Genomic DNA, 23,865 nt, shown 5'->3' with positions numbered 1-23,865 from the left:
TCCAAACCGCCTCTCCTTTTTCTACGAAGACCCGGCCATAACCGGGTCATTCGCTTGCGTTTGCCGAATGCTTAGCGCTGTCGCAGCGTCTTCAGAACTTCCATGCTCGGATGACCGTCCGGGGTCAAGCCAACCTTGGCTTGGTAAGCCATGATGGCGTCCTTGGACGCCTGGCCGATCTTGCCGTCGAAATTGCCGCTGTAATAACCATGATCGGCCAGACGCTGCTGCAGTTCCTGTTTTTCGGCGAAGCTGAGCTTGGTGAAGGGGCGCTTCCAATCGTTTACCAGCGTACCGTAGCCCGCGATCTGATCGGCCAGCAGGCCGACGGCGAATGCGTATTTATCTGCGTTGTTGTAGCGCTTGATCACCGAAAAGTTGCGGGTCACCAGAAAGGCTGGACCTTGGCGGCCGCCCGGCAGCTTCAGTTCGGCCCTGTCCGCGCCGTTCCGGAAGGGCTTTCCGCTGGCACGGGCAACACCGATCGATTGCCATTTTGAAAGCGACATGGAGCCGCCTGGCATCTTGCCGTCGGGCAGGGAGACTTCATAGCCCCAGGTCTTGCCCGCCTGCCAACCGTTCTTCTTCAGGAGATTGGCAGCGGTGGCCAGTGCGTCCGGCACGGAAGTCCAGATGTCGCGGCGGCCATTGCCGTCGAAATCGACCGCATAGGCCTGGTAGCTGGTGGGGATGAACTGGGTGTGACCCATGGCGCCAGCCCACGAGCCCTGCAGGTGGCTTTCGTCGATGTCGCCGGTCTGCAGGATCTTCAGTGCCGCGACCAATTGGGTGCGGGCAAACTTGGAACGCTTCTTGTCGCCATAGCCGAGTGTGGCCAGCGAACGGATGACGTTGCGCATGACATCGTCACGCTTCAGCATCTCGCCATAGTTCGATTCCATCGACCAGATGGCGAGCAAGATGTAGCGGTCTACACCAAAGCGGGCTTCGATCTTGTCCAGCCAAGGTTTCCACTTGCGTGCCATCGCCTGACCGTTGGCGATCGACTGCTCATGCACGCGATTGTCGAAGTAGTCCCAGGCGGGAGCGGTAAATTCAGGCTGGAAACGAGCCTTTTCCAGCACTTCCAAATCGGGATCCTTGATATTGCGGAACGCGGCATCGTAGACCGCGCCAGACACGCCTGATTGAATGGCGGTGGCGCGGAACGAGGCGATCCAGTTGCGGAAGCCGGCATCGGCTTGCGCAGGCCCCGTTGGGATCAACAGGGCAATCGACAGCGCCGTCGCCGAGGCAAGACTGGCAAGGCGCTTAACGGCGGTGCGAAAGGGCATCATGTCCTCCATTTCGATCTCAGGAAGAGCATTCATCGCCGAACCCGGTTAGGATTTGGTTTACCATAGAGCGGCCGGGCCACAAAAACACGACCGATACAAATTTTGACAGGAAGCCTCCGGCTGTTCACTAGTCTTCAATTCGGGCATGAAAATGTCCCGGCAAACGTGCAGTCCGCAACGGATGAGGATCGATGAGAAAAGTCAGAAAGGCAGTTTTCCCCGTCGCCGGTCTCGGCACGCGATTTCTTCCCGCCACCAAGGCCATCCCGAAGGAAATGCTGACTGTCGTCGACAGACCCGTCATCCAATATGTCGTGGACGAAGCGCGCGAAGCAGGCATCGAACACTTCATTTTTGTCACTGGCCGCAACAAGGCGGTCATCGAGGACCATTTCGACGTTCAGTTCGAGCTCTATGACACGCTTGCCCAGCGCGGCAAGGACGAGGTGCTGTCGCGCCTGCAGAGCCTGCAACCGGCGCCGGGACAGACCTCCTTCACCCGCCAGCAGGTGCCGCTGGGCCTCGGCCACGCCGTATGGTGCGCGCGAGAACTGGTCGGCGACGAGCCTTTCGCGCTGTTGCTGCCCGACATGATCATGCAGTCGCAGAAGAGCTGTATGAAGGGCATGGTTGAGCTTTATGAAGAGACGGGCAACAACATCATCGCTGTGCAGGAATGTGACCCCGCGGAAGCGCATAAATATGGGATCGTCGGCCGCGGGGAGGACACGCATACCGGTTTCCGCATCACCGAGATGGTGGAGAAACCGAAGAAGGGCACCGCGCCGTCGAATTTCTACATCAATGGCCGCTACATCCTGCAGCCGGAGATCTTCCAGATCCTGGAAAACCAGGAGCGTGGCGCGGGCAATGAGATACAGCTCACTGACGGCATGCTCAAGCTGATGAACAACCAGTCCTTCTACGGCTACCACTATCGGGGCCGTACCTTCGATTGCGGCTCGCCGGAAGGCTTCGTCGAGGCAAATGTCGCCTTCGCATTATGGCGCGAGGGTACCGCCCGCAGCATGGCCGGTGTCATCCGCACTTTGCTCGATGAATATGACAAGGCCTGAGCCGAGGCGACTGCAGCCTGGCGATTAACGAGGCAGGGAACGGCCGGGTGGATCACCGGCCTTTTTCTTTGGTGATCGATCAGCGCTGGACGGTCAAGCCCAGATAGACACTGTTGGTCTTGCTGTCGCGGCCTTCAATGTTGCTGCTCAGCCGCTCGTGCCGCAGGTAGGACGTGAGGCCGAGATAACGGTTGAGCCACCACGTTGCGCCGATCTGGGCGCTGTAGATCAGATCGTGGTCGCCTGTGCCTTCGTAGTCGCGATAAGACAAGCCGAAGGCGGTGTTGCCGGTGAGGTTGGCACGCATCTGCCGTTCCAGCCGGAGCGTGGACGTGTAAAGCACCGATCCGCTCTGGCCGGGCGTGGTGGAGTCTTCCAAGACGGTTTCTCCGGCCAGTCCCACAATGGTGCCGCGTACCGGCGACCAACGCAAATCTGCGGCCACGGTGGCTCCGGAGATCGGATCGAGACGGTTGTCGTCGAAACCCTGGCGAAGCCAGCCGACCGACATCTCGCCATTCAACTTTTCGCCCAGGTCAAGCTCGACACCGCCGCGTACGCCAAGCCGGTTGGAAGAACGTTCGTAACCATTGAGGTCGACCTTTTCGTCGAACGCTCGGTGGCCGATCTCGAGTTCTGCGAAGGGGGTCAGCGCCGGCGAGATCTGATAACCGCCGCGCAGGGTCGCGGTGTAGAGGGTCGAGTTGCGTGTTTCCTGCGACTGGATGGTGCCGTCGCCTAGGGTCGCGTCGCCATAGACGCTGCGCTCGGCCTCACCCGTGAGGCCCAATCGCAGCTTGCCGACTTCCTTTTGGAGCGCCAGGCTGCCGGTGAAGGTCTTGCGCTGCGGCTGGGTGGTTGCACCCTCCACGCCTTCCGGCGAGGTGGCACCTTCCGGAGCTGTCTCGAAACCTAGCCTGCCGATGGCGCGCCAGTCATGGTCGAGGTCGACATTGAGAGTACCTTCCAGGCGGCCGCGCCACTCCTTCACATCCTGGCCGGAAAGGCTTTTGCGATAATTGATGTTGCCATCGACGGTGGCCGAATTGGTGGCCCAGTCGGACACCGCGTTAAGGCGGAGCGTACTTTCCGAAATTGTTGCCGAGCGGCCAGAGGCGCTGTTGTCGGCGTTGGAGGTGGCGAGAACACCTTGTTCGAGCGAAGGCCTCAGAGTGAAGGTGCCAGCCTTGATGCCGAGCGGCGCATAGGGATCGTCGTCGCGCTGCAGACGCCCGTTTTCGATGGAACCGGTGCGTACTTCGCGTGGATCAATCAGCTGGCGATCTTCGGCATCGATGGTCCTGTTGCGCAGATTGGGATTTTCCACCGTTGCCGCTTCCTGCTCTGCAGGCGCCTGTCCCGGTCGACGAAGGGCATTACCTCGGGTGGCGGCGCGGCCGGTTGCCTGTTCAGCTTCTTCGGCGGTTGCAGGGTCGCCTTGTGCGCGTTCAGCCCGTGATCGCGCGCGCGTTTGCGTCGCAGGCGTCCTCGACCCTGTCCCGGTTCCTGCCGCGCGCCGGGGGTCCGGCGCGGCTTGAGCGTCGAAGGTTGTGGCGGGCGTCCAGCTACCTGTCCCGTTGGCACCAGCGGTTCCGGGTTGGATCGGATTGCCGGTCGCGTCGACCTGGTCCGGGCCGTCAGCCGGCGCGGCATTCAACACATCGGGGTTGTCGGGCAATGCGCCGGGGCTCGCAGGCCGATAGGCCGGCGACGGGATGCCTGTGGCCGCCGGCAGTCTCGGAGTCGGCAGGGTGCCAGGGGCTTGGTTGTTTGGTTGCTGGCCAGGCGTCACGGGTTGGTCGCCCGCTTGCCGATCAAGCGGTTGAACCTGTGCCAGGCGTTGGTCGTCAAGAGGGCCGCGCAGATCGAGCTGTTGGGCTGAGGCTGGCATCCCCAGCAGCAATGGCAGAGCTGTCGCCGCCAGCAAAGCGCTGGCCGCTATCCTTCCACGGCTCTGGTCGGGTTGGACACGCGACATCGTTACCACACGGTTGTGGCGCATCCCGGCGCCATGCTTACCGAACCGTAAATGGGGATGGTTAATGGAGTGTTAGGTTCGAGGCGCTTAACGAGACGTAGTCGATAGAATTGGACAGACGCGCGCGGACAGGATAATCGCTTCGCCCATGCATGCTGCAAGCTTGAAAAAGAAGCCAGCGGATCGTCAGGCCGCCATCGCTTCGGCGCTCAGAACCGTTGCCACCGAACAGTCGGGATTGGCCGCGCTCAGCGCAGCGCTCGAAAATGGCTTGGCCGAACCCTTCGGGCAGGCTGTCGACATCCTGTCGCGGATCACCGGTCGTGTCATCGTCACCGGTGTTGGCAAGAGCGGCCATATCGGCTCCAAGATCGCTGCCACGCTTGCTTCAACGGGAACTCCGGCTTTCTTCGTACATCCCGTCGAGGCCAATCATGGCGATCTCGGCATGATTGCACCGGACGACGCCATCATCGCGCTGTCGTGGTCGGGAGAAAGCCTGGAGCTGAAAGGCATCATCGATTATTCGCGGCGGTTCTCCATTCCGTTGATCGGGCTGACTTCAGGCGAAAAATCGGCACTTGGGCGCGCGGCCGACGTGGTGCTGACGCTGCCGAAGGCGCAGGAGGCCTGCCCGCATGGGCTGGCGCCGACCACCTCGACGCTGCTGCAACTGGTGATGGGCGATGCGCTGGCAATTGCCTTGCTGGAGGCACGCGGTTTCACGCCCGACCATTTCCGCACCTTCCACCCCGGTGGCCAGCTCGGTGCCAATCTGACGCTGATTTCCGAGATCATGCGCACGGGTGAGCAGGTTCCGCTTGTGCCGCTCGGCACCAAGATGCCGGCAGCGGTGATGACGCTGGCGCAGAAAAAGGTCGGCTGTGTGTGCGTCGTCGATGGCGAGGGCCAACTGGCGGGAATCGTTACCGACGGCGACCTTGCCCGTAACCTGCATCGCAATCTCGCCGAGACCACCGTCGACGAGGTCATGACGCGCACGCCCAAGACCGTCGAGCCACAGATGTTCGCAGGCGCCGCAATTGCGCTGCTCAACAAACACAACATCAGTGCATTGGTGGTGGTTGAGGGTGGTACGCCGGTCGGCGTGGTGCATTTCCACGATCTGCTGCGTGTTGGCGCGGCCTGATCCTTAATTCCGCGAAGCCTGATTCCATGAACGCCGGCTTTGCGTCCGAGCGGGAGCACTGTCATGGATGAATTGATCGAGATTGGCGGCATGCGGGTGCTTCACTACGCCAAGGAAGGCATGGTGCTGGCACGCGAAGTCGATATCAATGACCTGCTGGGCGCGGCCTTTTCGTCCGGGGCCGATTTGCTTGCCATTCCTGTCGAGCGGCTCGGCTCGGATTTCCTGAAACTCAGCACCGGCCTTGCCGGCGCGGCATTCCAGAAGATGGTCAATTATCACCTGAAATGCGCCATCGTCGGCGATATCAGCGAGGCGCTTGCGCGCAGCGGACCACTGCGTGATTTCGTGCGCGAGACAAACAAAGGCAACTCGATCTGGTTCGTGCCGGATTTTGAGGCGCTAAGAGAGAAGCTGCTCGCAAGAGCGGGTGCTGCATAGGCAGAGCCCGCTCCGGCGTCTCGATCTCAAATCTTCTCGACCGTCAGTTCCAGGTCGGTTTCGGCCGCACCCGTTACACGCACCCGCGCGCCGGCCGGCAAATCCGGGCCGGAGACCCGCCACAGCGTGTCGCCAAGCTGGATACGGCCTCGGCCTTCGCGGATCGGCTCCGAAAGCGTCGCCGTGCGGCCGATCATCTGCTCGCCGCGCCGATTGAGCAGGGGCTGGTCGCTGTTCTCGCGTCTGCCGTTGAAGAAACGCTTGCCGGCGTAGGCAGACAACAGTGCCAGCACCAGAAAGGACAACACCTGCGCTTGCCAGGTCCAGAAGGCGGCATCCCAAAGGACGAGCGAGACCGCGCCGATCAACAACGCGGCTATGCCGATCCATAACAGGAAGACGCCGGGAATGAGGATTTCCGCCACCAGAAGCACGAAACCGAGAACCATCCAGTTCCACGGGCCAAGTTCGAGGATAAGCTGATGCAGCATCGCCGTGCTCCGCGATCAGCTCTCGTTCGGGCGTACCACCGGCGGGCGTGACGCCTGCCTCTGGGTGCCCGAGCCGTCGCCTTTGAACACCTCCTTGGCAATCTCGCCGATGCCGCCCAAAGTGCCGATCAGCGATGAAGCCTCCATCGGCATCAACACGATCTTGGAATTGCCAGCGGTACCGATCTTGGCCAGCGCCTCTGTATATTTCTGCGCCACGAAATAGTTGATCGCCTGCACATCGCCCTTGGCGATGGCCTCCGACACCACCTGCGTGGCGCGTGCCTCTGCTTCCGCGGCACGCTCACGTGCCTCGGCATCGCGAAAAGCAGCTTCGCGGCGGCCTTCAGCCTCCAGCACCTGAGCCTGTTTCAGGCCTTCGGCTTCAAGGATGCGGGCACGCTTGTCACGCTCAGCCATCATCTGGCGGGCCATGGAATCGACCAGATTGGCCGGCGGGTTGATATCCTTGATCTCGACGCGGGTGATCTTGATACCCCATGGATGCGCCGCTTCATCGACCACGCGCAGCAGCCGCTCGTTGATGGCATCGCGGTTGGACAGCAATTCGTCCAGGTCCATCGAACCCATCACGGTGCGGATGTTGGTCATGGTCAGGTTCAGGATGGCGTTTTGCAGACCTGAAATCTGGTAAGCGGCCTGGGCGGCATTCAGCACCTGGTAGAAGGCAACGCCATCGACGCCCACAATGGCATTGTCGCGGGTAATGATCTCCTGGGTTGGAACATCCAGCACCTGTTCCATCATGTTCAGCTTGGCGCCGACACGTTCGAAGATGGGATTGATGATGTTGAGGCCCGGTGTCAGCGTCTTGGTGTAGCGCCCGAAGCGTTCGACCGTATAGTTAAACCCTTGGGGTACCGTGCGGATGCCTTTGAACAGGAGGATTAGGACCAGCGCGACCAGAACGACGATCGCGATATCGAAACCCGTGAAACCGCTGAAATCCATTCGGCTCTCCCTCAATTGCCGACACGTCATGAGGCCAAGCCTCACGAAACACTTAAGTGTGTTTCATTGTCGTTACAATTGGCGACCGATACAATCGACTGAACGCGGTTCTGCCGTGGAGGGGGCTTTTCGTATCGGCGCAGTCGATGGTCAGATCCAGCCAGCCAGCTCGCGCCGCGCCAGGGTCTCGATGACCTCCATGCCTTCCGGGCTGTCGTTCAGGCAGGGGATGTGCGCGAATTTTTCGCCACCCGCGTGCTTGAAGATTTCCTGTGCCTCCTGGGCGATCTCTTCCAGTGTTTCGATGCAGTCGGACGAGAAGCCGGGATTGACGACGGCGATGCGCTTCACGCCTTCCTTGCCCAGTCGCTCCATCGTCTTGTCGGTGTAAGGCTGCAGCCATTCCTGTGCGCCAAACCGCGATTGGAAAGTGGAGATCAGCTTCGCCTCACTCCAGCCCAGGCGTTGGCGCAGCAGACGCGTGGTTTCCAGACAGTGCTGCTGATACGGGTCGCCCTTGTCCGCATAGGGTTTCGGGATGCCGTGATAGGAGGCGACCACCACTTCGGGCTCGAAGTCCAGCGTGGCCAGGTGGCTTTCGATCGATCGCGCGAGCGCGTCGATATAGACGGGTTCCGCATAATAGGGCGGCACGGACCGCACCGCCGGTGCGCGGCGAAGTTTCATCAGCGCCCGGAACAGTTGATCGTTGGCTGTGGCCGTCGTCGTCGCCGAATATTGAGGATAGAGCGGGAAGGTCAGGATGCGGTCGCAGCCTTTAGAGACCAGCTTTTCCACCACTGAACGCGTCGACGGATTGCCATAGCGCATCGCCCAGTCGACGCTGACATTGGTGAGATCACCGAGACGCACGGCAAGTTTCTCGCCTTGGCCCCGCGTATAGGTCCGCAGCGGCGACTCGTCCTTCTCGCGATTCCAGATCTTTGCGTAGTTGGCGCCGGATTTTCTCGGGCGGGTGGTCAACACAAGGCCATAGAGGATTGGATACCAGATCCAGCGCGGCAGCTCGATAACGCGCGGGTCGGACAGGAATTCGCGCAGATAGCGCCACATCGGTCCGTATTCCGTGCCGTCGGGCGTACCGAGGTTGACCAGCATCAGCCCGACCTTGTCAGGGCTGTTGTATGTAAAGCTGCCAGCGGGCAAGGGAGCCTCGGCCTTTGTGTCGGTAGCGAATGTCATGGGCATGTAATTAACAGCGCCAGACGTGGTTTCAATGCCACGTCTGGCCGCACCCTGGCGTGCTTATTTGCCTTGCAAAGGGAGACGGCGACCGTCCCTCACTTCGCCGGTATCTTCAGTTCCGATCCAACCAGCAGCCGATGCGGCTCCTGGCCGGGATTGGCACGAGCGATGCGCCGCCATTTGGTGCCGTCGCCATAGGCTTTGACCGCGATGTCCCAGAAGGTGTCTCCCCGGGCGATGATGTGGGTGCCGCCAGCCTGGACAGCCGCGCCAGCCTCGACGGGTTTTTCAGTCTCGCCCTGCTTGCCTGCTTCAGCGGCAGGAGCATCGGCCGGCTTTGCCGCCGGTGCCTCGACCGCGGGTGGCGTGTTGGCGATGTTATTGGAGGCCGCAGGCGGTGCTGGCACCTCCGGTGTGGCGTCTGCAAGGGCGGCGCCGCTGCCGGTTTGAGCCGTTTCCGCAGGCTTTGTCGCCTCAGCTGGCTGTGCCCCGGCGCCTACTTCGGTGATGCGCCCTTCGATCTTGGGCGTGTAGGGATTGTGAGCGCCGAGATAGTCAGCCACGGTCTGCTCGAGGCCTGGACCGTAGTCGTAGGCATTCTTGCCCTTCTCCGCGAACACCTTGTAGCCGTCACCCCCTTGGCGCGTGTAGTTGTTGGCGGCGACCAGATAGTCCTTGTTCGGATCGAGTGGCACCCAATTGCCGTTCTCCATCACCTCGACCGACTTGATGCGGCTCTGCGCAGGGGCCGAACGATCGAAGGAATATCTCAAGCCGGCGACCTGGGCGAAGCGACCCGCACCTTCCTCTACCTGGCTGGCGCCGTTTTCCAACGCCTCTTTTACGCCGGCACCGGAAAGCTGGAAGGTGGCGATGGTGTTCTGGAACGGTAGCACCGTCAACACTTCTCCCATCGAGACCTTCCCCTGGTCGATCGAGGCGCGCAGACCGCCGCCATTGGTGAAGGCGATCTGGACGCCCTGATCCTTCACGCGATCGAGCACGGCATCGGAAACGAGGTTGCCCATCGCGCATTCGCGGGTGCGGCAGTTTTCGCGGCTGCCGTCGATGGCGGCACTGGTCTCGCCGACCTGCTTGGCTTTCAATTCTTCAATGGGCGCACCAAGTTCCTTGATGCGCGCAAGCACCTGCGGGTCAGGCGTCACCGACTTGTCGAGCGGGATCGGGTTGCCGCTGGCTTCCTTGACGACGCCGTTGTCGTCGAACACGACTTTAAATTCGCCGAGCAGCTTGGAATAGGAGGCGGCCTGCGTCACCGGAACCTTATAGCCGTCCGGGTTGTCGATCATCGTCGGGTAAGGGCCTTCGGCCTTCGGATCGGTGTTGGACAGAAGCGAATGCGAATGTCCACCCACGACCACGTCGACGCCGGGAATCTTGGCGATCATCTCCTTGTCGCGCGGATAGCCGACATGGGTGAGTGCGATGATCTTGTTGACACCCTGGCCCCTGAGTTTCTCGACCTCGGCGGTGATGGTCTTGATGTCGTCCTCGATGGTGATGTTGGGACCCGGCGTGGCCAGTTCGGGCGTGTCATTGGTGACGGCACCGACAATGCCGATCTCCTGGCCGCCGAGCTCGATGACCACGGACGGCTTGATGCGGTCGCCCACCTTGGCGGCGGCGCTTGCCTTCACATTGGCCGACAGCACCGGGAACTTGACGACGTCGAGAAACGGCGCCAGCGCATCTTCGCCGTCGTCGAATTCGTGGTTGCCGACGGTCATAGCGTCGAACTTCATATCATTCAGGAACTCGGCCTCGGCCTTGCCTTTGTAAGTCGTGTAGAAGAGCGAGCCCTGGAAATTATCGCCGCCGTTGAGCAGCAACACGTTCTGGCCCTCCAATTTCTTGCGCTCAGCGGCGATCGCCGTGACGAGACGGGCCGCGCCGCCAAAGCACTCTCCCTTGGTCTCTTCTTCTGCCGAACAGGTGGATTCGTACTTGTTGTTGCTTTCGATCCGACTATGCCAGTCGTTGATGTGCAGGATGTTCAGGGTGTAGTCGGCAAAAGACAGGCTTGTGCTCATGCCGATTGCGGCGGCCGCAAGTGCTGTGACGGCAGCGATCTTCTTCATTCCTGCTCTCCCATTGCGTTCACAATGCCCTCACCACGCCAGATATCATGCCGATCCCGGAGCGATGCGGATAATCCGTCGTGGCGTTTTAATTGCCCTGCTTGACTGGAATGTTACACGCCCTCGTCGGGTATGTTCACATTGCCTTTCTGCTGTTGCAAGCGGATTCGCGGCCGGTTTTGCCGGCGAAGGATCGTGCAAGAGACAACGGCCGCATCGCTGGATGCGGCCGTTGTGAAGAATGAGAATGGTCCACTTCGCCGCATTTGCGACGGCTTGGTATCAGCTTCGGCGTGTCAGCACGAAATTCTGGCCCGCCTGGCTGGTGCAATTGAGCTGGTTGATCGAGACAAGCAGGCAATTGAAGGCGATGGGAGACTGCCGGATCAGCGAGGTGCCGTTGATCTCGATCGAGGTCTGGCCCGTCATGCGATAGCTGCCGTCGGCCAGCTTCTGGCCGGTATCGGTTGCAACCGTCTGAAACTTGCCAGCCGAAATTGTCGAAAGTCCGGTGCCCTGCGCATCAATCCACGAGCCTTCCACACCCTTCGGCGCAGCAGAGGGCGGCGGCTCGCCGGGAGCGCCGGTCTGGCAGGCAGCCAGTGCGATGGTGGCGGTTACGGCAAGGCTGGCCGAAATAAGTTTGCGCGCTGTGGTCATGTCGTAAAACCTCTCCTCGGTCCGCGCCCCTTCCATCGCCCGAATTGCGGATGAAAACAAGGCTCGCATAAGTATGCGACGGATGTAGCGTGGCGCGCAGGCAACAGTATGGTGACGCCCTGGCGTCCACCGTTTTGTGGGGAAGCGCCGATTGACAGCCTCTTGAAAGGCTGCAACTTTCGTATATCGAAGAACACAAATGTTCTTGGAGCGGCGTGCCGGACACAACCGGGCGTCCTGGGGAGGAAAAATGGACACGTTTTTGACCGGCCTTAAATCGGCCGTGGACACGCTTGGCGCGACCGTTCTGTTGCCCATCGTTATTTTCATCATTGCAGTGGTTCTTGGCGCCAAGGTTGGCCGGGCATTTCGTGCCGCCGTCACGATCGGCGTTGCTTTCATCGGTATCAATCTGGTGCTCGGCCTGATGCTGACCTCGATCGGCGACGTGGCGAAGGCCATCGTCACCAATACCGGCATCCAGCGTGACATCGTCGATGTCGGCTGGCCTTCGGCCGCGGCCATCGCCTTCGGTTCCTCCGTCGGTCTCTGGGTGATCCCGATCGGCATCGCCGTCAACGTCGCGCTCCTGCTTCTGCGCCTTACCCGCACGCTCAATGTCGACGTCTGGAATTTCTGGCATTTCGCCTTCGTCGGTTCGCTGGCCACGGCTGCCACCAACAGCCTCGCCTACGGCCTGATCGTTGCAGCCCTCGTTGCAGCCCTTGCACTGCTCTTCGCCGACTGGTCGGCGCGCGCCGTGCAGCAGTTCTACGGCATTCCGGGCGTCTCGGTGCCGCATCTGGCATCCGCCCAGATCCTGCCGATCGCAATCGTGCTCAACTGGGTGATGGACCGCATCCCCGGCATCAACAAGATCAACATCAGCACCGAGACGATCGAAAAGCGTTTCGGCGTATTCGGCGAGCCGGTGGTGCTCGGCCTGATCATCGGCCTCGTGCTCGGCTTGATCGCTTATTACAACGCAGGCGATTTCGGCACGGTGCTGTCGAAGGTGCTTTCCACCGGCATGACGCTTGCCGCCGTCATGCTGCTTCTGCCGCGCATGGTGAAGGTGTTGATGGAAGGGTTGCTGCCGGTGTCCGATGCCGCGCAGGAATTCGTGCGCAAGCGCACCGGTGACCGCGAATTGCTCGTCGGTCTCGACTCGGCGATCCTGATCGGGCACCCGGCTGCGATCTCGTCGTCACTGATCCTGGTGCCGATCGCCATCATCCTGTCGGTGATCCTGCCGGGCAACCGCGTCATCCTGTTCGCCGACCTCGCGGTCATCCCCTTCATCGTGGCCATGACAGCCCCGCTGCTCAAGGGCAACGTCTTCCGCATGGTCGTGGTGGGCACCATCACGCTTGCTGTCGGCTTCTATGTCGCCAACGCGCTTGCTCCGCTGTTCACCAGTGCTGCCATCGCCTCCGGCTTCAAAATGCCCGAGCATGCCGTGCAGATCACCTCGGTGGTCGACGGCTTCCTGTGGGTCCCCTACGTGATCATCGAGGCGATCCAAGGTCTTGGCGTTGCCGGACTTGCCGTGCTGGCGCTGGTGATTGCGGGCACCTTCGTGCTCTACCGCCGCAACACGCTAGCCTGGGAGCGCGCTGCCGGTGCTGAGGACGAAGCGGCCTGAGATTGGATTGGACGGATTTCCGTCCGCCTGAGGCAGTAGCAGTGCCTGAAATGAAACATGGGGCCGGTGGCGGTGTCGTCGCCGGCCCCAAATTTGGAGAAAGAAGCATGGCGCAAGCCTTGATCGACCACATCCACCCCGAAGCCATACTGCTGGGTGTGAACGCCGCCAACAGTGAAGCGGTGATCCGTCAGTTGGCGGCGCGCCTGGAGTCCTTGGGCTACGTCAAGCCGAGCTATGTCGATGCGGTGGTGAAGCGCGAGCAGACCATGCCGACCGGCCTGCCGCTCGGCCTTGCCGAAAACGTCGCCGTACCGCACACGGACCCGATACACGTCCACAGGGCGGGCGTAGCGCTGGCAGTGCTGTCGCAGCCGGTCGACTTCGCCAATATGGAAGAACCGGACGAAGCGGTTTCCGTCGGTATCGTCTTCCTGCTTGCCATCAACGACAAGGACAAGCAGATAGAAATGCTGCAGGAGATCATGGGCGCAATTCAGAGCCCTGAAGCGCTGACCGGGCTGAAACAGGCCACGAGCGTCGATGATGTCAGGGCAATATTGAGCTAGCAGGAGTAAATTCGACATGGCCAGACAGAAGACCATTCTTTTCGCCTGCGGCACCGGTGTCGCAACTTCGACGGCCGTCAATGCCACGGTGACGGAAGCCATGAAGGCACGCGGGCTGACCTTCAATGCCCTGCAGTGCAAGGCGACCGAAGTGGCCAGCATGGCCGACGGGGTCGACCTGATTGTCTCGACCACGCCGATCTCGGCTTCGGTGACGGTGCCTATCGTCAAGGGGTTGGCCTTCCTCACCGGTATCGGCAAGGACAAGGCGCTGGACGACATCGAGGCGGAGCTGCGGAAATAGCGAGGCCAGCGGCCGTTTTCGCAAGCAGAATGAAAAAGGGCGCCAATCGGCGCCCTTTCCTGTTCATGGATTGGCCTGTCAGCGCACCAGGATGTTGCGGAACTGCCAGGGATCCTTGTCGTCGATGTCTTCCTTGAAGAGGCCGGGTCGGCCGTCCAGCGGTGTCCAGTCGGTGTAGTACCCCTTGACCGGGCCGAGATAAGGCTTCTGCACTTCCAGGCAGCGGCTGAAATCCATCTCGTCGGTCTCGACGATGCCGGCTTCCGGATTTTCGAGCGCCCAGACCATGCCGGCCAGCACTGCGGACGACACCTGCAGACCGGTGGCGTTCTGGTGGGGTGCAAGCTTGCGTGCTTCTTCCAGCGTCAGCTGGGAGCCGTACCAGTAGGCGTTCTTCTTGTGGCCGTAGAGCAGCACGCCGAGTTCATCGGAACCGTCGACCAACTCGTTTTCTTCGAGCACGTGATGCACCGGCTGCGCCTTGCCCGCCGCGCCGAACATCTCGTGCAGCGACAGCACGGCGTCGTTGCTCGGGTGGTAGGCGTAGTGGCATGTCGGGCGATAGGTCACTTCTCCATGCTTGTCGCGCACGGTGAAGAAATCGGAGATCGAGATCGCCTCGTTGTGGGTGACCAGGAAGCCGTATTGCGGGCCGGGGGTCGGCGCCCAGGTGCGCACGCGCGTGTTGGCACCCGGCTGTTCCAGATAGATCGCTGCCTTCGACCCCTTCTTATGCTTCTTGGCATTCTTGGGCATCCATTTCTCATGGGTGCCCCAGCCGAGTTCGGCCGGCTGCAGGCCTTCCGAAATAAAGCCCTCGACCGACCAGGTATTCCAAAACACGTTGAGCGGCTTCGGCTTCTTGCTGCGCTGGGTGTCGCGTTCGGCGATATGCACGCCCTTGACGCCCACCTTCTTCATCAGCTTGGCCCAACCTTCGCGGTCATGTTGCGCGGGCGTCTCGACCTCAAGGCCGAGTTCCTTGGCGAGGTCGACCAGCGCCTGCTTGACGAACCAGGACACCATGCCGGGATTTGCGCCGCAGGTGGAGACCGCTGTTGGGCCGCCCGGATGCCTGCGCTTTTCAGCCAGCATGCCCTCGCGGAGAGCGTAGTTGGTCCGCGAAGCGTTGCTGGCCTCGGTGTCGAAATAGAAGCCGAGCCACGGCTCGACCACCGTGTCGACATAAAGCGCGCCGAGCTTGCGGGTGAGGCGCATGAGGTCGACCGAGCCGGTGTCGACCGACAGATTGACGCAGAAGCCCTGGCCGCCGCCATTGGTAAGCAGCGGGGTCAGCACTTCTTTGTAGTTTTCCTTGGTGATGGCCTGCTTGATGAAGGTGATGCCGCGTTCGTCCGCCAGTTTGCGGTTCTCCTCGCTGGGATCGATGATCACCATGCGGGACTTGTCGAACTTGAAATGGCGCTCGATGAGCGGAAGCGAGCCACGGCCGATCGAACCGAAGCCAATCATCACGATCGGGCCGGTGATCTCGCCATAGACGGGCCATTTTTCATTCGCCATTTTTTGCGGCACTCCTTCTTTGTCGTATGTCCTCAACAGAAAAACCGGGCGCGGATGCGCCCGGCTGCAACTGCTAAACCATACATGCTTGTCACAATAAAGCGAATCCGGCCGCTGGCGTTAACGGTGCCGTGCCTGGACGTCAGCCATTCGCGATCCCCTGAAGGTAAGCCACCAACCGGTCGCGATCGGCGATCAGACCTTTGTAGTCGAGTTGTGCCTCGTCCAACTCGCCGAGCTGCGTGGCAAAACCGGCCGCAATACGGGCACGGTCGGAATGGCGCGCGAGCACGGACAGCGGGTCGAGATAGATGCGTATGGTGAAAAGGATGTCGCGCGAAACCGGCAGCTTGCGCAACGTCTGCCGTTCGACGCGGATGAACGCGTGCGCATTGATGTCGCCTTCGGGGAAATTCGATTGGCGCTCCGCGGAGCGAGCGATGCGCTGGCGGTCCGACAGGGGATGGTAAAGTGCGTCGTTGGCCTGGATAGACCAGTTGAAACGCTCCACCGCCTGACCTTGCAGATTGTCGAACATGCGGCTGATGATGTCGGCCGGCCGCGTGCCGGTCCCAAAACCCGGAACAGGGTCGTGGATGTGGTGCAACGGCTTGCCGAATTTTTCCGTCAGGGACCAGGACGAGGGAAAGCATAGCGAACCGGCTGCCAGGCGCCAGCCATCGTCGCCTCGGCGCATCAGGATGAGATCGTCTTGCGTCATCAACGAGGCGGTCACCAGCGGTACATCAGCCAGCAAGCCGGGGCCGGATGTACCCAGTGCCCGTGCTTCGGCCAGCGTGGGCGTGTGGTATTGGCTCATATGCGTTTCGACGAGTTCGAGCACTTCACGTTGTGCGTCACGCGTGTCGATCTCTTCAACAAATACCTTGTCCGGCAATTCAGCGTAGAGGCGGTGCTTCTCGGCCAGTTGGGCACCGAAATAGCCATCGACTTCCAGCCAGCGGTCGAGTTCTAAAGGTTTCAGACCGATGGCAAAGGCTTTCGACGAGCCGTCGTAAGGCGTATGCGGGGGCAGGGGGCGCTGCATGGACATCAGTCTTTCAGCGCTTCCAGACCGGCAGCGGCACTGGTCGCGGCAAAGTCGATCACCTCATAATCGGCGACATCTGTTTTGATGAACGGATCCTCGGCCAACCTGGCGTCGAGCGCCTCGCGTGTGCCGCGGGCAAGAATGATGCCGCCGGTGCGTGGCCGCTTGGCACCGGACGCGATGAAGATGCCATCGGCGTAGCCGGCCTTAACCCACTCCATATGTGCATCGCGCACTTGGTCGATTTCGGTGAGCGGCGCCTTGTAGGTGAGGTTGACGACGAACATGGTTTCTCCAGTCAGCAATCGAATTCCAGCGGTGTCAGGCCGCTTGCAAACGGTTCGGCGAAATGCCGGAAGGATGAGGGGCACTCGGGGACGTCCTCATCTGGCCAGCTCAATCGCTTTTTCGAGTACCGGATCTCGGCCTGCAGCATAATCCGCGAATGTCGGGTCGATCAGGATGTCCGGTTTCAGAGAGATGCCGCGCGGCCCAAACGCGACCGTAGGCCAGTAGCATTTGTCAGGATCCTCGCAGCCGGTCTCGTAATCCTGGAAGGCGTCGCTGTAGTGCACCTCGATGCCGGAATTCGGCAGCTTCACATCGTCGCCTTCGGCCCAGAAGTGGCCAGCATCGCCCATCGGCTCGCCGATGAGCATGACATTGCCTTGAGACGCGCCCTTCAGCATCGCAGCGGTGACGAGGGCCGCTGAAAATGTCGCTCGACCCACCAGAACCATGATCCGACCGTCGCGCGGCATGAGCTTTGGTAGAGCCTGAGAAAAGAGGATGGTGTTGAAGAAGTCGCCGCCATTGTTGAAGCGCAGGTCGATCACGACGGCGCGTGGGTGCTTTGCCACCACGGACTTGGCAAGAATTTCACCAAGTTTCAGCTGAAGGGGCGTTTCCCCGAGGCCGTTGATCGAATTGCTGCGCAGGTAAAGCACGCGCTGATCGGGATCGAGCCAACGTTGTTCGACGTCGGTGCGGGCGGCATAAGTCGGCGAACGTTCGGCTATGGTATCCAGCACGTGTGGCCAGCGGTTCGGGTTATCTTGCGCGTCCGGCACCAGAATCGAATAGACGCGTTTGGTCGGCTGACCCTCGTCCCCAGGAGCACGACTCGAAGCCGGCGCTAGCGTGATGTCGTTGGTGTTGCCGTCCTTCGAAATTGCCAACGTCACGTTGTCGTCGGTGCTTGCACCGATCGCTCTCAGCACGTCTGGGCTGGTGAGGAAGGCTGCGCTGAGATAGCGCACGCGGGTGCCTGTTCCGGAAATGAAGGGAGTTACCCGCACCAGAGCCTCTTCGCTGGACAGTTCACCCAATTTTATGATCCGTGCGCCAAGCAGATCCCTATGGGCCTCATCGGTGCTGACGACATAGAGACCATCGGCAAACCACCAGGCACGAATGGGAAGCGTTCGCAGCGCTGCGCCGATCGCCGCTGTTGAATGGCCATTGCCGGACGTGGCGGCCGCCTTTTGGACCGCAAGTGCAAAATCCGCGGCAGACATGGCGTCTGCATTGGAAAAAGCTGCTTCAACCACACGGTCGAAATCGCGTCTCTCGGCGTCATCGAAGCTTTTGTCCCGCGGCAACCATGTATCGCGCAACACAACAAGATCTTCGCGCATCTGTTCGGGCGTCAATCCGAGACCCTGCGCCCATGTCGGCAAGGGCAGGAGTGCCATTGCCGTGGAAAGCAGGATGACCGACGCATAAGACGCCCGTGACGGACCCGACGGCCATATCGGCATTGATATTCCTCTCGTTGGTATGGAGATTATCAGCCCAGTTTTGCTGCGATCAGTCCGCGCAGAGAATTTCCAACGTAAAGCTGCCTTGCAGCGATTAGATCGTCCAAGGTTAGAACCGCTTCGCGTGCCCTGCCTTGATCCAGCAATTCGCCGCGCAATATGCCTGGCAGCAATCCGCAAGCAAACTTGGGGGTCTGCAAGACGGCATCGTCGCCTGCGTCGATGAAGAGGTTGGTGATTGTGCCTTCGCAGATTTCACCACGTTCGTTGGCAAGCAGAACCTCGTCCGCGTCGGTCGCAGCATATTCGGCGCGTGCTGCCTGATAGGCGTCGCGGCGGCTGGTCTTGTGTTGCAGCAGCATATCCTGAGACGAGAGCCGGATATGAGCCAATCGTAAAGTCCAGACAGTGCAATCGGGCAGTGGCGTAAACAGCTGGGCGCTTGCTTCCGCAGTGCCCTCTCCGGCAAGCGTCAGACGCACGCGTTGTGGCTCCGCGGCACCTTTTATGGCGCTTTCAAGTGCAGCGTGAATTGCCCCACTGTCGTGGCGGAAGCCGAGCACCGCCGCTGAATCGGCCAGCCGCTGAAGATGCCGCTCCAACCGGAGGAAGCCGGTTCCGGTCTCCCAGCGCAGGGTCTCTATCAGCGTGAAGTCGGACGTGTCCCTGTCGCGAAGCGGGCTTTCAGCAGGCACTCCTCATACTCCTCCTCCGCTGTGGAATCGAACACCACACCGCCGCCGACATTGTAAACGGCCTCGCCGTTGGCGAAGAGCGAGATGGTGCGGATGGCGACCGAAAAGCGCATGGTGCCATCGGGTGCGATCCAGCCGATGGCGCCGCAATAGGCATCGCGGGGCGTTTCTTCCAGCTCACGCAGGATTTCCATGGCTCGGATCTTTGGCGCCCCTGTGATCGAGCCGCAAGGGAAGAGGGCGGCAAAGATTTCCCGAATGGTGAGGTTGTGAAGGAGCTTGGCGCGCACCGTCGAGACCATCTGGTGCACGGTCGGATAGCTCTCGATGCGAAAGAGATCTGGGACATCGAGCGTGCCAACTTCGGAAATCAACGAGATGTCGTTGCGCAGCAGGTCGACGATCATGCGGTTCTCCGCCTGGTTCTTCTCGTCATTGCGCAGGAAGTCCTTGAGTGCCGCATCCTCTTGCGGTGAGGCGCCGCGCGGTGCGGTGCCCTTCATCGGATGCGTTTCGATCCAGCCGTCGGCATCTACCTGGAAGAACAGTTCCGGCGAGCGCGACAGCACCGTCGGCCCAGCCAAAGAGATGAGCGCGCCATATTTCACCGGCTGACGGGCGATCAGCGCGTCGAAGGCGGCAAGCGGATCGCCTGACCAGTGTGCATCGATCGGGAAGGTGAGGTTACCCTGGTAGCAGTCGCCCTTGCGCAGGTGCTGGTGAAGGCGCGCAAAGCGCTTCTCGTAGTCTTCATAGGACCATTGTGCCTTCGCATCGAAGATCGGGCCGTTCGTGGCGGTCTGGGTCGGAGGCAGGATGTGGTCGGACGGTCCGTCGAAGACGCCGAGTGCCACAAGCGGCGCCCGCCGGCCCTCGGGCAGCAGTGGCTTCAACTTGGGTTCGAGCAGATAGCCGGCCTCGTAAGAAAAATAGCCGGCCAGCCATTTGCCACTCTGGCGCGCGGCTTCAACCTGTTCAAGCGCTGGTTCGAAATCCTGGGGCCTGTCAGCAACGATCAACTGCGACGGCTCTTCGAACAGCACGTCGCGACCGGCCGGGTCGTCGCGGAAAAGTACGAAAGGGGATGCCGTCAATTTACCTGTACCCCACCCGTTCAGCTCCGTCGCCCGCACAGGACTCCGAAAATCGATCTGCGACTTTCGAGACCATGCGCGAAGCCGAACACGGATGCCCTAGAGCAAATCCGGGAAAAGTGTTTAGCGGCTTTTCATCCGGAATTGCGCAATAACGACGAGTTGGAGCATGTCCGCCTGTTGGAGAAAAGCGGAAATGCTCTAGTCCAGCGCTTCCAATTCGTCGATCAGATTGGAGATGACACCAAGCCCGATCTGCCAGAAGGCTGGGTCGCTGGCATCCAGGCCGAACGGCTTCAAGAGTTCGGAATGATGCTTTGTGCCACCGGCGCGCAGCATGTCGAAATACTTCTCCTGGAAGCCGCCTTCGGCGTTCTGGTAGACGGCATAGAGCGAGTTCACCAGGCAATCGCCGAAGGCATAGGCATAGACGTAGAACGGCGAGTGGATGAAGTGCGGGATATAGGTCCAGAAGGTCTCGTAGCCTTCCCGCAGCTTGATCGCCGGCCCCAGGCTCTCGGCCTGTACCTCCAGCCAGAACTTGCCGAGCTGATCGGAAGTCAGCTCGCCATTCTTGCGCTCGGTATGCACCTTGCGCTCGAATTCGTAGAAGGCGATCTGCCGCACGACCGTGTTGATCATGTCCTCGACCTTCTGGGCGAGCATGGCCTTGCGTTCGCGCCGATCCTCGGTCTTGTCGAGCAGCGAGCGGAAGGTCAGCATCTCGCCGAAGACCGAAGCCGTCTCGGCCAGAGTTAAGGGCGTGGAAGCCATCAGCGCGCCTTGACCGCCCGCCAAGACCTGATGCACGCCATGGCCGAGTTCGTGCGCGAGCGTCATGACGTCCCGCGGTTTGCCCATGTAGTTCAGCAGCACATAGGGATGCGCCGACGGCACCGTAGGATGTGCAAACGCGCCGGGTGACTTGCCGGGCCTGACCGGTGCGTCGATCCAGTTGCGGTCGAAAAAGCGGCGCGCGATATCGGCCATCTCCGGCGAGAAACGGTGGTAGGCTGAGAGAACGGTATTCCTGGCTTCGTCCCACGATATCGTTGCCTGCGGTGTCTCGGGCAGCGGCGCGTTGCGGTCCCAGTGGTTCATCTCGTCCATGCCGAGCCAGCGCGCCTTCATGCGATAGTAGCGGTGTGACAGCCGTGGATAGGCATCGCGAACGGCGCTGGCCAGCGCATCCACGACGCTGCGCTCGACGCGGTTGGCGAGATGCCGCGAGTCGGCAATATCGTCGAAGCCGCGCCAGCGATCGGAGATTTCCTTATCCTTGGCGAGCGTGTTGGTGATCAAGGTGAAGGTGCGCAGGTTGCCAGCAAAAGTCGCCGCCAGCGCTTCGGAAGCTTTGCGGCGCACCGCGCCGTCGGCATCCTGCAACTTGTTCAGCATTGGTTCGAGCGTGAGCTTTTCGCCATCGATGTCGAAACGTAGTTCCGTCATCGTCTCGTCGAACAGCCGGTTCCAGGCGCCGCGTCCCGTGACCGACTTTTCGTGGAACAGCTGCTCGATACGGTCTTCTAGCTGGAAAGGTTTGTCTTTCCTCAGGTCGATCACCCAGGGCCGGTAATGACCGAAGCCCGGATCGGCATCGAGCGCCAGCTCAATGGCCTTGTCGTCGACGAGATTCAATTCAAGCCCGAAGAAAAGCAGATGTGAGGAAGCGTCCGTCATCTTTTCCTGGACGTCGCCATAAAGTTTGGCGCGTTTGGGATCGGACGTATCGCCGGCATAGATCAGGCCGGCATAGGAGACGATCTTGCCGATCAGTTCTTCGAGCGCTTCGTAGGCTTTGAGAGCCTCGCCAAGCTTGCCGTCCGCACCGCGCGCGGCTTCGGCAGCCAGCGTGCCCTTCCACCGGCTCTCGAAGGCGGCGGCATCGGCACCGGCCTTGGCGATGTCGCGCTTCAGTTCCGGCGCATCCATGCCGGGATAAAGATCGGCGAGGTTCCACTCGGGCAGGCTGCCGAGCTCCAATGCCTTGCGACCGGATTGAGCCGGTGCGTGCAGCCGGCCGTAAAAAGTATGCATTCCAACACCTTCCGGAAATCTCGCGCGAAGCCGATCAACTTCTAAGCAATTCGTTCACCGGCTTTTTTGAAAGCTTATTTAGAACCCTGTGCCAGGATGATCCATAGGGCAGAGGCGAATTCGCAAGACTCATGACAGGTTCCATCCTCATCGTCGATGACGACCCCGTTCAGCGCAGGCTGGTGGAGGCCGCGGTTGGCCGTTTTGGCCATTCAGCGCTGACCGCCGAAAGCGGCGAGGCGGGGCTGTCGTTGATGGACGGCCCTGCTGCGCGCGAGGTGTCGGTCGTCGTGCTCGACCTTGCCATGCCGGGTATGGATGGTATCGCCGTCCTGCAGGCGATGCGCGCGCGCGACATCCACATCCCCGTTATCGTGCAGACCGCACAGGGCGGTATCGAGACCGTGGTGAAGGCGATGCGCCACGGTGCTTTCGATTTCGTCGTCAAGCCAGTCTCGCCGGAGCGGCTCAATACCGCCATCGCCAGCGCGCTCAAGGTGGAAGAATTTGAAGTTGCCGTGAAGCGTTCGTCGCGACGTCTCGGCCAGACGTTGACCTTCAGGGATCTGGCCACGCGCAGTTCCTCGATGGAGCGGGTCATCCGGCTCGGCCAGAAGGCAGCGGCGTCCTCGATCCCGATCCTGATCGAAGGCGAATCCGGCGTCGGCAAGGAAATGGTAGCGCGTGCCATCCAGGGCAGTGGCGACCGCAAGGGGAAGCCCTTCGTCACGGTCAATTGCGGCGCAATTCCCGACAATCTCGTCGAGTCGATCCTGTTCGGTCATGAGAAGGGTTCTTTTACCGGTGCCACGGAAAAGCACACCGGCAAGTTCGTGGAGGCACATTCGGGCACATTGTTCCTGGATGAGATCGGCGACCTGCCGCTCGACGTACAGGTGAAGCTGTTGCGTGCCGTGCAGGAGGGCGAGGTCGATCCGGTGGGTGCCCGTTCCACCGTCAAGGTCGATATCCGGTTGATCTCCGCCACGCATCGTGACCTGTTGCAGCAGGTGAAGGATGGCCGGTTCCGCGAAGACCTGTTCTATCGTCTCAATGTCTTTCCGATCCTGGTACCGCCCTTGCGCCGTCGCAAGGAGGACATCCCCTTTCTCGTTCGGCATTTCATGGACAAGGTGACGCCGGTCAATCCGCGCAAACGCCTCTCGATTTCGGACGCGGCGCTGGCGATGCTGCAGGCCTATGACTGGCCGGGCAACATCCGCCAGCTCGAAAACGCCATCTATCGTGCATCGGTGCTCGCCGAAGGCGAAGTTCTCACGCCGGAGGAATTTCCGCAGATCCGCGCCCAGGTCGAGGGCACGGTGGTGTTGGAAGCCTCTGCGCCGTCGGTCGTGCCCGACTTCCCGGAAGACGTCGCGCTCGATCGGGAGCGGCCCGCTGCCACAGCGCCTATTTCCCCTCCTCGGGGACCTGAACCCCGCTTCGGCACGCTGGCAGCACTCGACGAACGCGGCAATGTGCGTTCGCTGGCTGAGGTCGAATTGGAGATGATCAAGCTTGCCATCGACCATTACAACGGTCAGATGAGCGAGGTGGCCAGACGTCTTGGCATCGGGCGTTCTACGCTGTACAGAAAGCTCAAGGAGTACGGCATCGACCCGGAAGCCGAGCGCGCGGAAAAAGTGGCATATTGAATTCCGCGCAAGCCTCGAGCGAGTTTCCTGGTTTAAACCAGTGGTTTACCACAAGCCGAGGAGCTGCATTTTGGGCGGGATATCGCCATGGTGTTACCGCATTTCGGCTTCAATAAGCGTCAATTAACCATTAGGATCGATTATCGGATGTGAATCCAAC

At 60.9% G+C, this 23,865-nt stretch carries 21 protein-coding genes; 7 read left to right on the top strand and 14 right to left on the bottom strand.

Annotated features, from left to right (window positions below):
- Positions 1-71 precede the first annotated feature (71 nt).
- A complete protein-coding gene (locus tag L4923_RS06905) occupies positions 72-1,295 on the bottom strand; it encodes a lytic murein transglycosylase (protein ID WP_239363031.1) in 1,224 nt (407 codons plus the stop codon).
- A gap of 194 nt (positions 1,296-1,489) precedes the next feature.
- On the opposite strand from L4923_RS06905, the gene galU reads away from it, so the two are divergent.
- Positions 1,490-2,374, top strand: a complete 885-nt coding sequence (galU, locus tag L4923_RS06900; protein WP_239363028.1) for a UTP--glucose-1-phosphate uridylyltransferase GalU — start codon at positions 1,490-1,492, stop codon at positions 2,372-2,374.
- A gap of 79 nt (positions 2,375-2,453) precedes the next feature.
- Here galU and L4923_RS06895 read toward each other — a convergent pair whose 3' ends face one another.
- On the bottom strand, positions 2,454-4,376 hold the full coding sequence (locus L4923_RS06895; RefSeq protein ID WP_239363026.1) for an outer membrane beta-barrel protein: 1,923 nt from the start codon (positions 4,374-4,376) through the stop codon (positions 2,454-2,456).
- Positions 4,377-4,500: 124 nt separating this feature from the next.
- Here L4923_RS06895 and L4923_RS06890 point away from each other — a divergent pair, with 124 nt between their 5' ends.
- Positions 4,501-5,502 (top strand): KpsF/GutQ family sugar-phosphate isomerase, encoded by a 1,002-nt coding sequence (locus L4923_RS06890; RefSeq protein WP_239363025.1) that lies wholly within the window; start codon positions 4,501-4,503, stop codon positions 5,500-5,502.
- Positions 5,503-5,565: 63 nt separating this feature from the next.
- On the top strand, positions 5,566-5,943 hold the full coding sequence (locus L4923_RS06885; RefSeq protein WP_239363023.1) for a DUF4180 domain-containing protein: 378 nt from the start codon (positions 5,566-5,568) through the stop codon (positions 5,941-5,943).
- 26 nt (positions 5,944-5,969) lie between these two features.
- Here the strand turns inward: L4923_RS06885 and L4923_RS06880 are convergent, their stop codons facing one another.
- From L4923_RS06880 to omp10, 5 genes are all read right to left on the bottom strand, one after another.
- Entirely contained in the window at positions 5,970-6,434 is a 465-nt protein-coding gene (locus L4923_RS06880) for an NfeD family protein (protein ID WP_239363022.1), read from the bottom strand.
- A gap of 15 nt (positions 6,435-6,449) precedes the next feature.
- Entirely contained in the window at positions 6,450-7,406 is a 957-nt protein-coding gene (locus tag L4923_RS06875; protein WP_239363021.1) for an SPFH domain-containing protein, read from the bottom strand.
- Between the two features lie 150 nt (positions 7,407-7,556).
- Complete coding sequence (hemH, locus tag L4923_RS06870; RefSeq protein ID WP_239363020.1) at positions 7,557-8,615, bottom strand: ferrochelatase; 1,059 nt, start codon at positions 8,613-8,615, stop codon at positions 7,557-7,559.
- A 92-nt stretch (positions 8,616-8,707) separates the two neighbouring features.
- Positions 8,708-10,711: a 5'-nucleotidase C-terminal domain-containing protein gene (locus tag L4923_RS06865; RefSeq protein WP_239363019.1), complete on the bottom strand. Its 2,004-nt coding sequence runs from the start codon at positions 10,709-10,711 to the stop codon at positions 8,708-8,710.
- 282 nt (positions 10,712-10,993) lie between these two features.
- Positions 10,994-11,371, bottom strand: a complete 378-nt coding sequence (gene omp10 / locus L4923_RS06860) for an outer membrane lipoprotein Omp10 (RefSeq protein ID WP_239363018.1) — start codon at positions 11,369-11,371, stop codon at positions 10,994-10,996.
- Between the two features lie 250 nt (positions 11,372-11,621).
- Between omp10 and L4923_RS06855 the strand changes: the two genes are divergently transcribed.
- The 3 genes from L4923_RS06855 (at position 11,622) to L4923_RS06845 (ending at position 13,889) form a co-directional block, all read left to right on the top strand.
- Positions 11,622-13,016 carry a PTS galactitol transporter subunit IIC gene (locus tag L4923_RS06855; protein WP_239363017.1) on the top strand — a complete coding sequence of 465 codons (1,395 nt, stop codon included), beginning with the start codon at positions 11,622-11,624 and terminating at the stop codon, positions 13,014-13,016.
- A 107-nt stretch (positions 13,017-13,123) separates the two neighbouring features.
- Positions 13,124-13,585: a PTS sugar transporter subunit IIA gene (locus L4923_RS06850; protein WP_239363016.1), complete on the top strand. Its 462-nt coding sequence runs from the start codon at positions 13,124-13,126 to the stop codon at positions 13,583-13,585.
- A gap of 16 nt (positions 13,586-13,601) precedes the next feature.
- The gene (locus L4923_RS06845) at positions 13,602-13,889 is read left to right on the top strand and encodes a PTS sugar transporter subunit IIB (RefSeq protein ID WP_239363014.1); all 288 of its coding nucleotides are present in this window, start codon (positions 13,602-13,604) and stop codon (positions 13,887-13,889) included.
- 78 nt (positions 13,890-13,967) lie between these two features.
- Here the strand turns inward: L4923_RS06845 and L4923_RS06840 are convergent, their stop codons facing one another.
- The 7 genes from L4923_RS06840 to L4923_RS06810 all read right to left on the bottom strand — a co-directional run bounded on the left by L4923_RS06840 (position 13,968) and on the right by L4923_RS06810 (position 22,050).
- A complete protein-coding gene (locus L4923_RS06840; RefSeq protein ID WP_239363012.1) occupies positions 13,968-15,413 on the bottom strand; it encodes a homospermidine synthase in 1,446 nt (481 codons plus the stop codon).
- A 142-nt stretch (positions 15,414-15,555) separates the two neighbouring features.
- Complete coding sequence (locus L4923_RS06835; protein WP_239363010.1) at positions 15,556-16,467, bottom strand: heme-dependent oxidative N-demethylase family protein; 912 nt, start codon at positions 16,465-16,467, stop codon at positions 15,556-15,558.
- Positions 16,467-16,751, bottom strand: a complete 285-nt coding sequence (locus tag L4923_RS06830; RefSeq protein WP_239363007.1) for a YciI family protein — start codon at positions 16,749-16,751, stop codon at positions 16,467-16,469. Before L4923_RS06830 ends, L4923_RS06835 begins: the two co-directional genes overlap by 1 nt.
- 96 nt (positions 16,752-16,847) lie before the next feature.
- Positions 16,848-18,224: a S41 family peptidase gene (locus tag L4923_RS06825; protein ID WP_239363005.1), complete on the bottom strand. Its 1,377-nt coding sequence runs from the start codon at positions 18,222-18,224 to the stop codon at positions 16,848-16,850.
- A 29-nt stretch (positions 18,225-18,253) separates the two neighbouring features.
- Positions 18,254-18,919: an aminotransferase class IV family protein gene (locus L4923_RS06820; RefSeq protein WP_239363003.1), complete on the bottom strand. Its 666-nt coding sequence runs from the start codon at positions 18,917-18,919 to the stop codon at positions 18,254-18,256.
- Entirely contained in the window at positions 18,868-20,013 is a 1,146-nt protein-coding gene (locus L4923_RS06815; protein ID WP_239363001.1) for an aminodeoxychorismate synthase component I, read from the bottom strand. The genes L4923_RS06820 and L4923_RS06815 overlap by 52 nt, the downstream gene beginning before the upstream one ends.
- A 201-nt stretch (positions 20,014-20,214) precedes the next feature.
- Positions 20,215-22,050 (bottom strand): M3 family oligoendopeptidase, encoded by a 1,836-nt coding sequence (locus tag L4923_RS06810; RefSeq protein ID WP_239362999.1) that lies wholly within the window; start codon positions 22,048-22,050, stop codon positions 20,215-20,217.
- 131 nt (positions 22,051-22,181) lie between these two features.
- On the opposite strand from L4923_RS06810, the gene L4923_RS06805 reads away from it, so the two are divergent.
- On the top strand, positions 22,182-23,705 hold the full coding sequence (locus tag L4923_RS06805; protein ID WP_239362998.1) for a sigma-54-dependent transcriptional regulator: 1,524 nt from the start codon (positions 22,182-22,184) through the stop codon (positions 23,703-23,705).
- Positions 23,706-23,865: the final 160 nt, after the last annotated feature.

Source organism: Terribium retamae, assembly GCF_022347545.1.
GTDB classification, from domain to species: Bacteria; Pseudomonadota; Alphaproteobacteria; order Rhizobiales; family Rhizobiaceae; genus Mesorhizobium; species Mesorhizobium retamae.
The sequence above is the reverse complement of the archived record's forward strand: the minus strand, read 5'-3'. Positions and strand labels throughout refer to the sequence as shown.

Excerpts from the sequence above, each read along its gene's own strand:
- L4923_RS06905 (WP_239363031.1), bottom strand. The coding sequence starts at position 1,295 with ATGCCCTTTCGCACCGCCGTTAAGCGCCTTGCCAGTCTTGCCTCGGCG.
- galU (WP_239363028.1), top strand. The coding sequence starts at position 1,490 with ATGAGAAAAGTCAGAAAGGCAGTTTTCCCCGTCGCCGGTCTCGGCACG.
- L4923_RS06895 (WP_239363026.1), bottom strand. The coding sequence starts at position 4,376 with ATGCGCCACAACCGTGTGGTAACGATGTCGCGTGTCCAACCCGACCAG.
- L4923_RS06890 (WP_239363025.1), top strand. The coding sequence starts at position 4,501 with ATGCATGCTGCAAGCTTGAAAAAGAAGCCAGCGGATCGTCAGGCCGCC.
- L4923_RS06885 (WP_239363023.1), top strand. The coding sequence starts at position 5,566 with ATGGATGAATTGATCGAGATTGGCGGCATGCGGGTGCTTCACTACGCC.
- L4923_RS06880 (WP_239363022.1), bottom strand. The coding sequence starts at position 6,434 with ATGCTGCATCAGCTTATCCTCGAACTTGGCCCGTGGAACTGGATGGTT.
- L4923_RS06875 (WP_239363021.1), bottom strand. The coding sequence starts at position 7,406 with ATGGATTTCAGCGGTTTCACGGGTTTCGATATCGCGATCGTCGTTCTG.
- hemH (WP_239363020.1), bottom strand. The coding sequence starts at position 8,615 with ATGCCCATGACATTCGCTACCGACACAAAGGCCGAGGCTCCCTTGCCC.
- L4923_RS06865 (WP_239363019.1), bottom strand. The coding sequence starts at position 10,711 with ATGAAGAAGATCGCTGCCGTCACAGCACTTGCGGCCGCCGCAATCGGC.
- omp10 (WP_239363018.1), bottom strand. The coding sequence starts at position 11,371 with ATGACCACAGCGCGCAAACTTATTTCGGCCAGCCTTGCCGTAACCGCC.
- L4923_RS06855 (WP_239363017.1), top strand. The coding sequence starts at position 11,622 with ATGGACACGTTTTTGACCGGCCTTAAATCGGCCGTGGACACGCTTGGC.
- L4923_RS06850 (WP_239363016.1), top strand. The coding sequence starts at position 13,124 with ATGGCGCAAGCCTTGATCGACCACATCCACCCCGAAGCCATACTGCTG.
- L4923_RS06845 (WP_239363014.1), top strand. The coding sequence starts at position 13,602 with ATGGCCAGACAGAAGACCATTCTTTTCGCCTGCGGCACCGGTGTCGCA.
- L4923_RS06840 (WP_239363012.1), bottom strand. The coding sequence starts at position 15,413 with ATGGCGAATGAAAAATGGCCCGTCTATGGCGAGATCACCGGCCCGATC.
- L4923_RS06835 (WP_239363010.1), bottom strand. The coding sequence starts at position 16,467 with ATGTCCATGCAGCGCCCCCTGCCCCCGCATACGCCTTACGACGGCTCG.
- L4923_RS06830 (WP_239363007.1), bottom strand. The coding sequence starts at position 16,751 with ATGTTCGTCGTCAACCTCACCTACAAGGCGCCGCTCACCGAAATCGAC.
- L4923_RS06825 (WP_239363005.1), bottom strand. The coding sequence starts at position 18,224 with ATGCCGATATGGCCGTCGGGTCCGTCACGGGCGTCTTATGCGTCGGTC.
- L4923_RS06810 (WP_239362999.1), bottom strand. The coding sequence starts at position 22,050 with ATGCATACTTTTTACGGCCGGCTGCACGCACCGGCTCAATCCGGTCGC.
- L4923_RS06805 (WP_239362998.1), top strand. The coding sequence starts at position 22,182 with ATGACAGGTTCCATCCTCATCGTCGATGACGACCCCGTTCAGCGCAGG.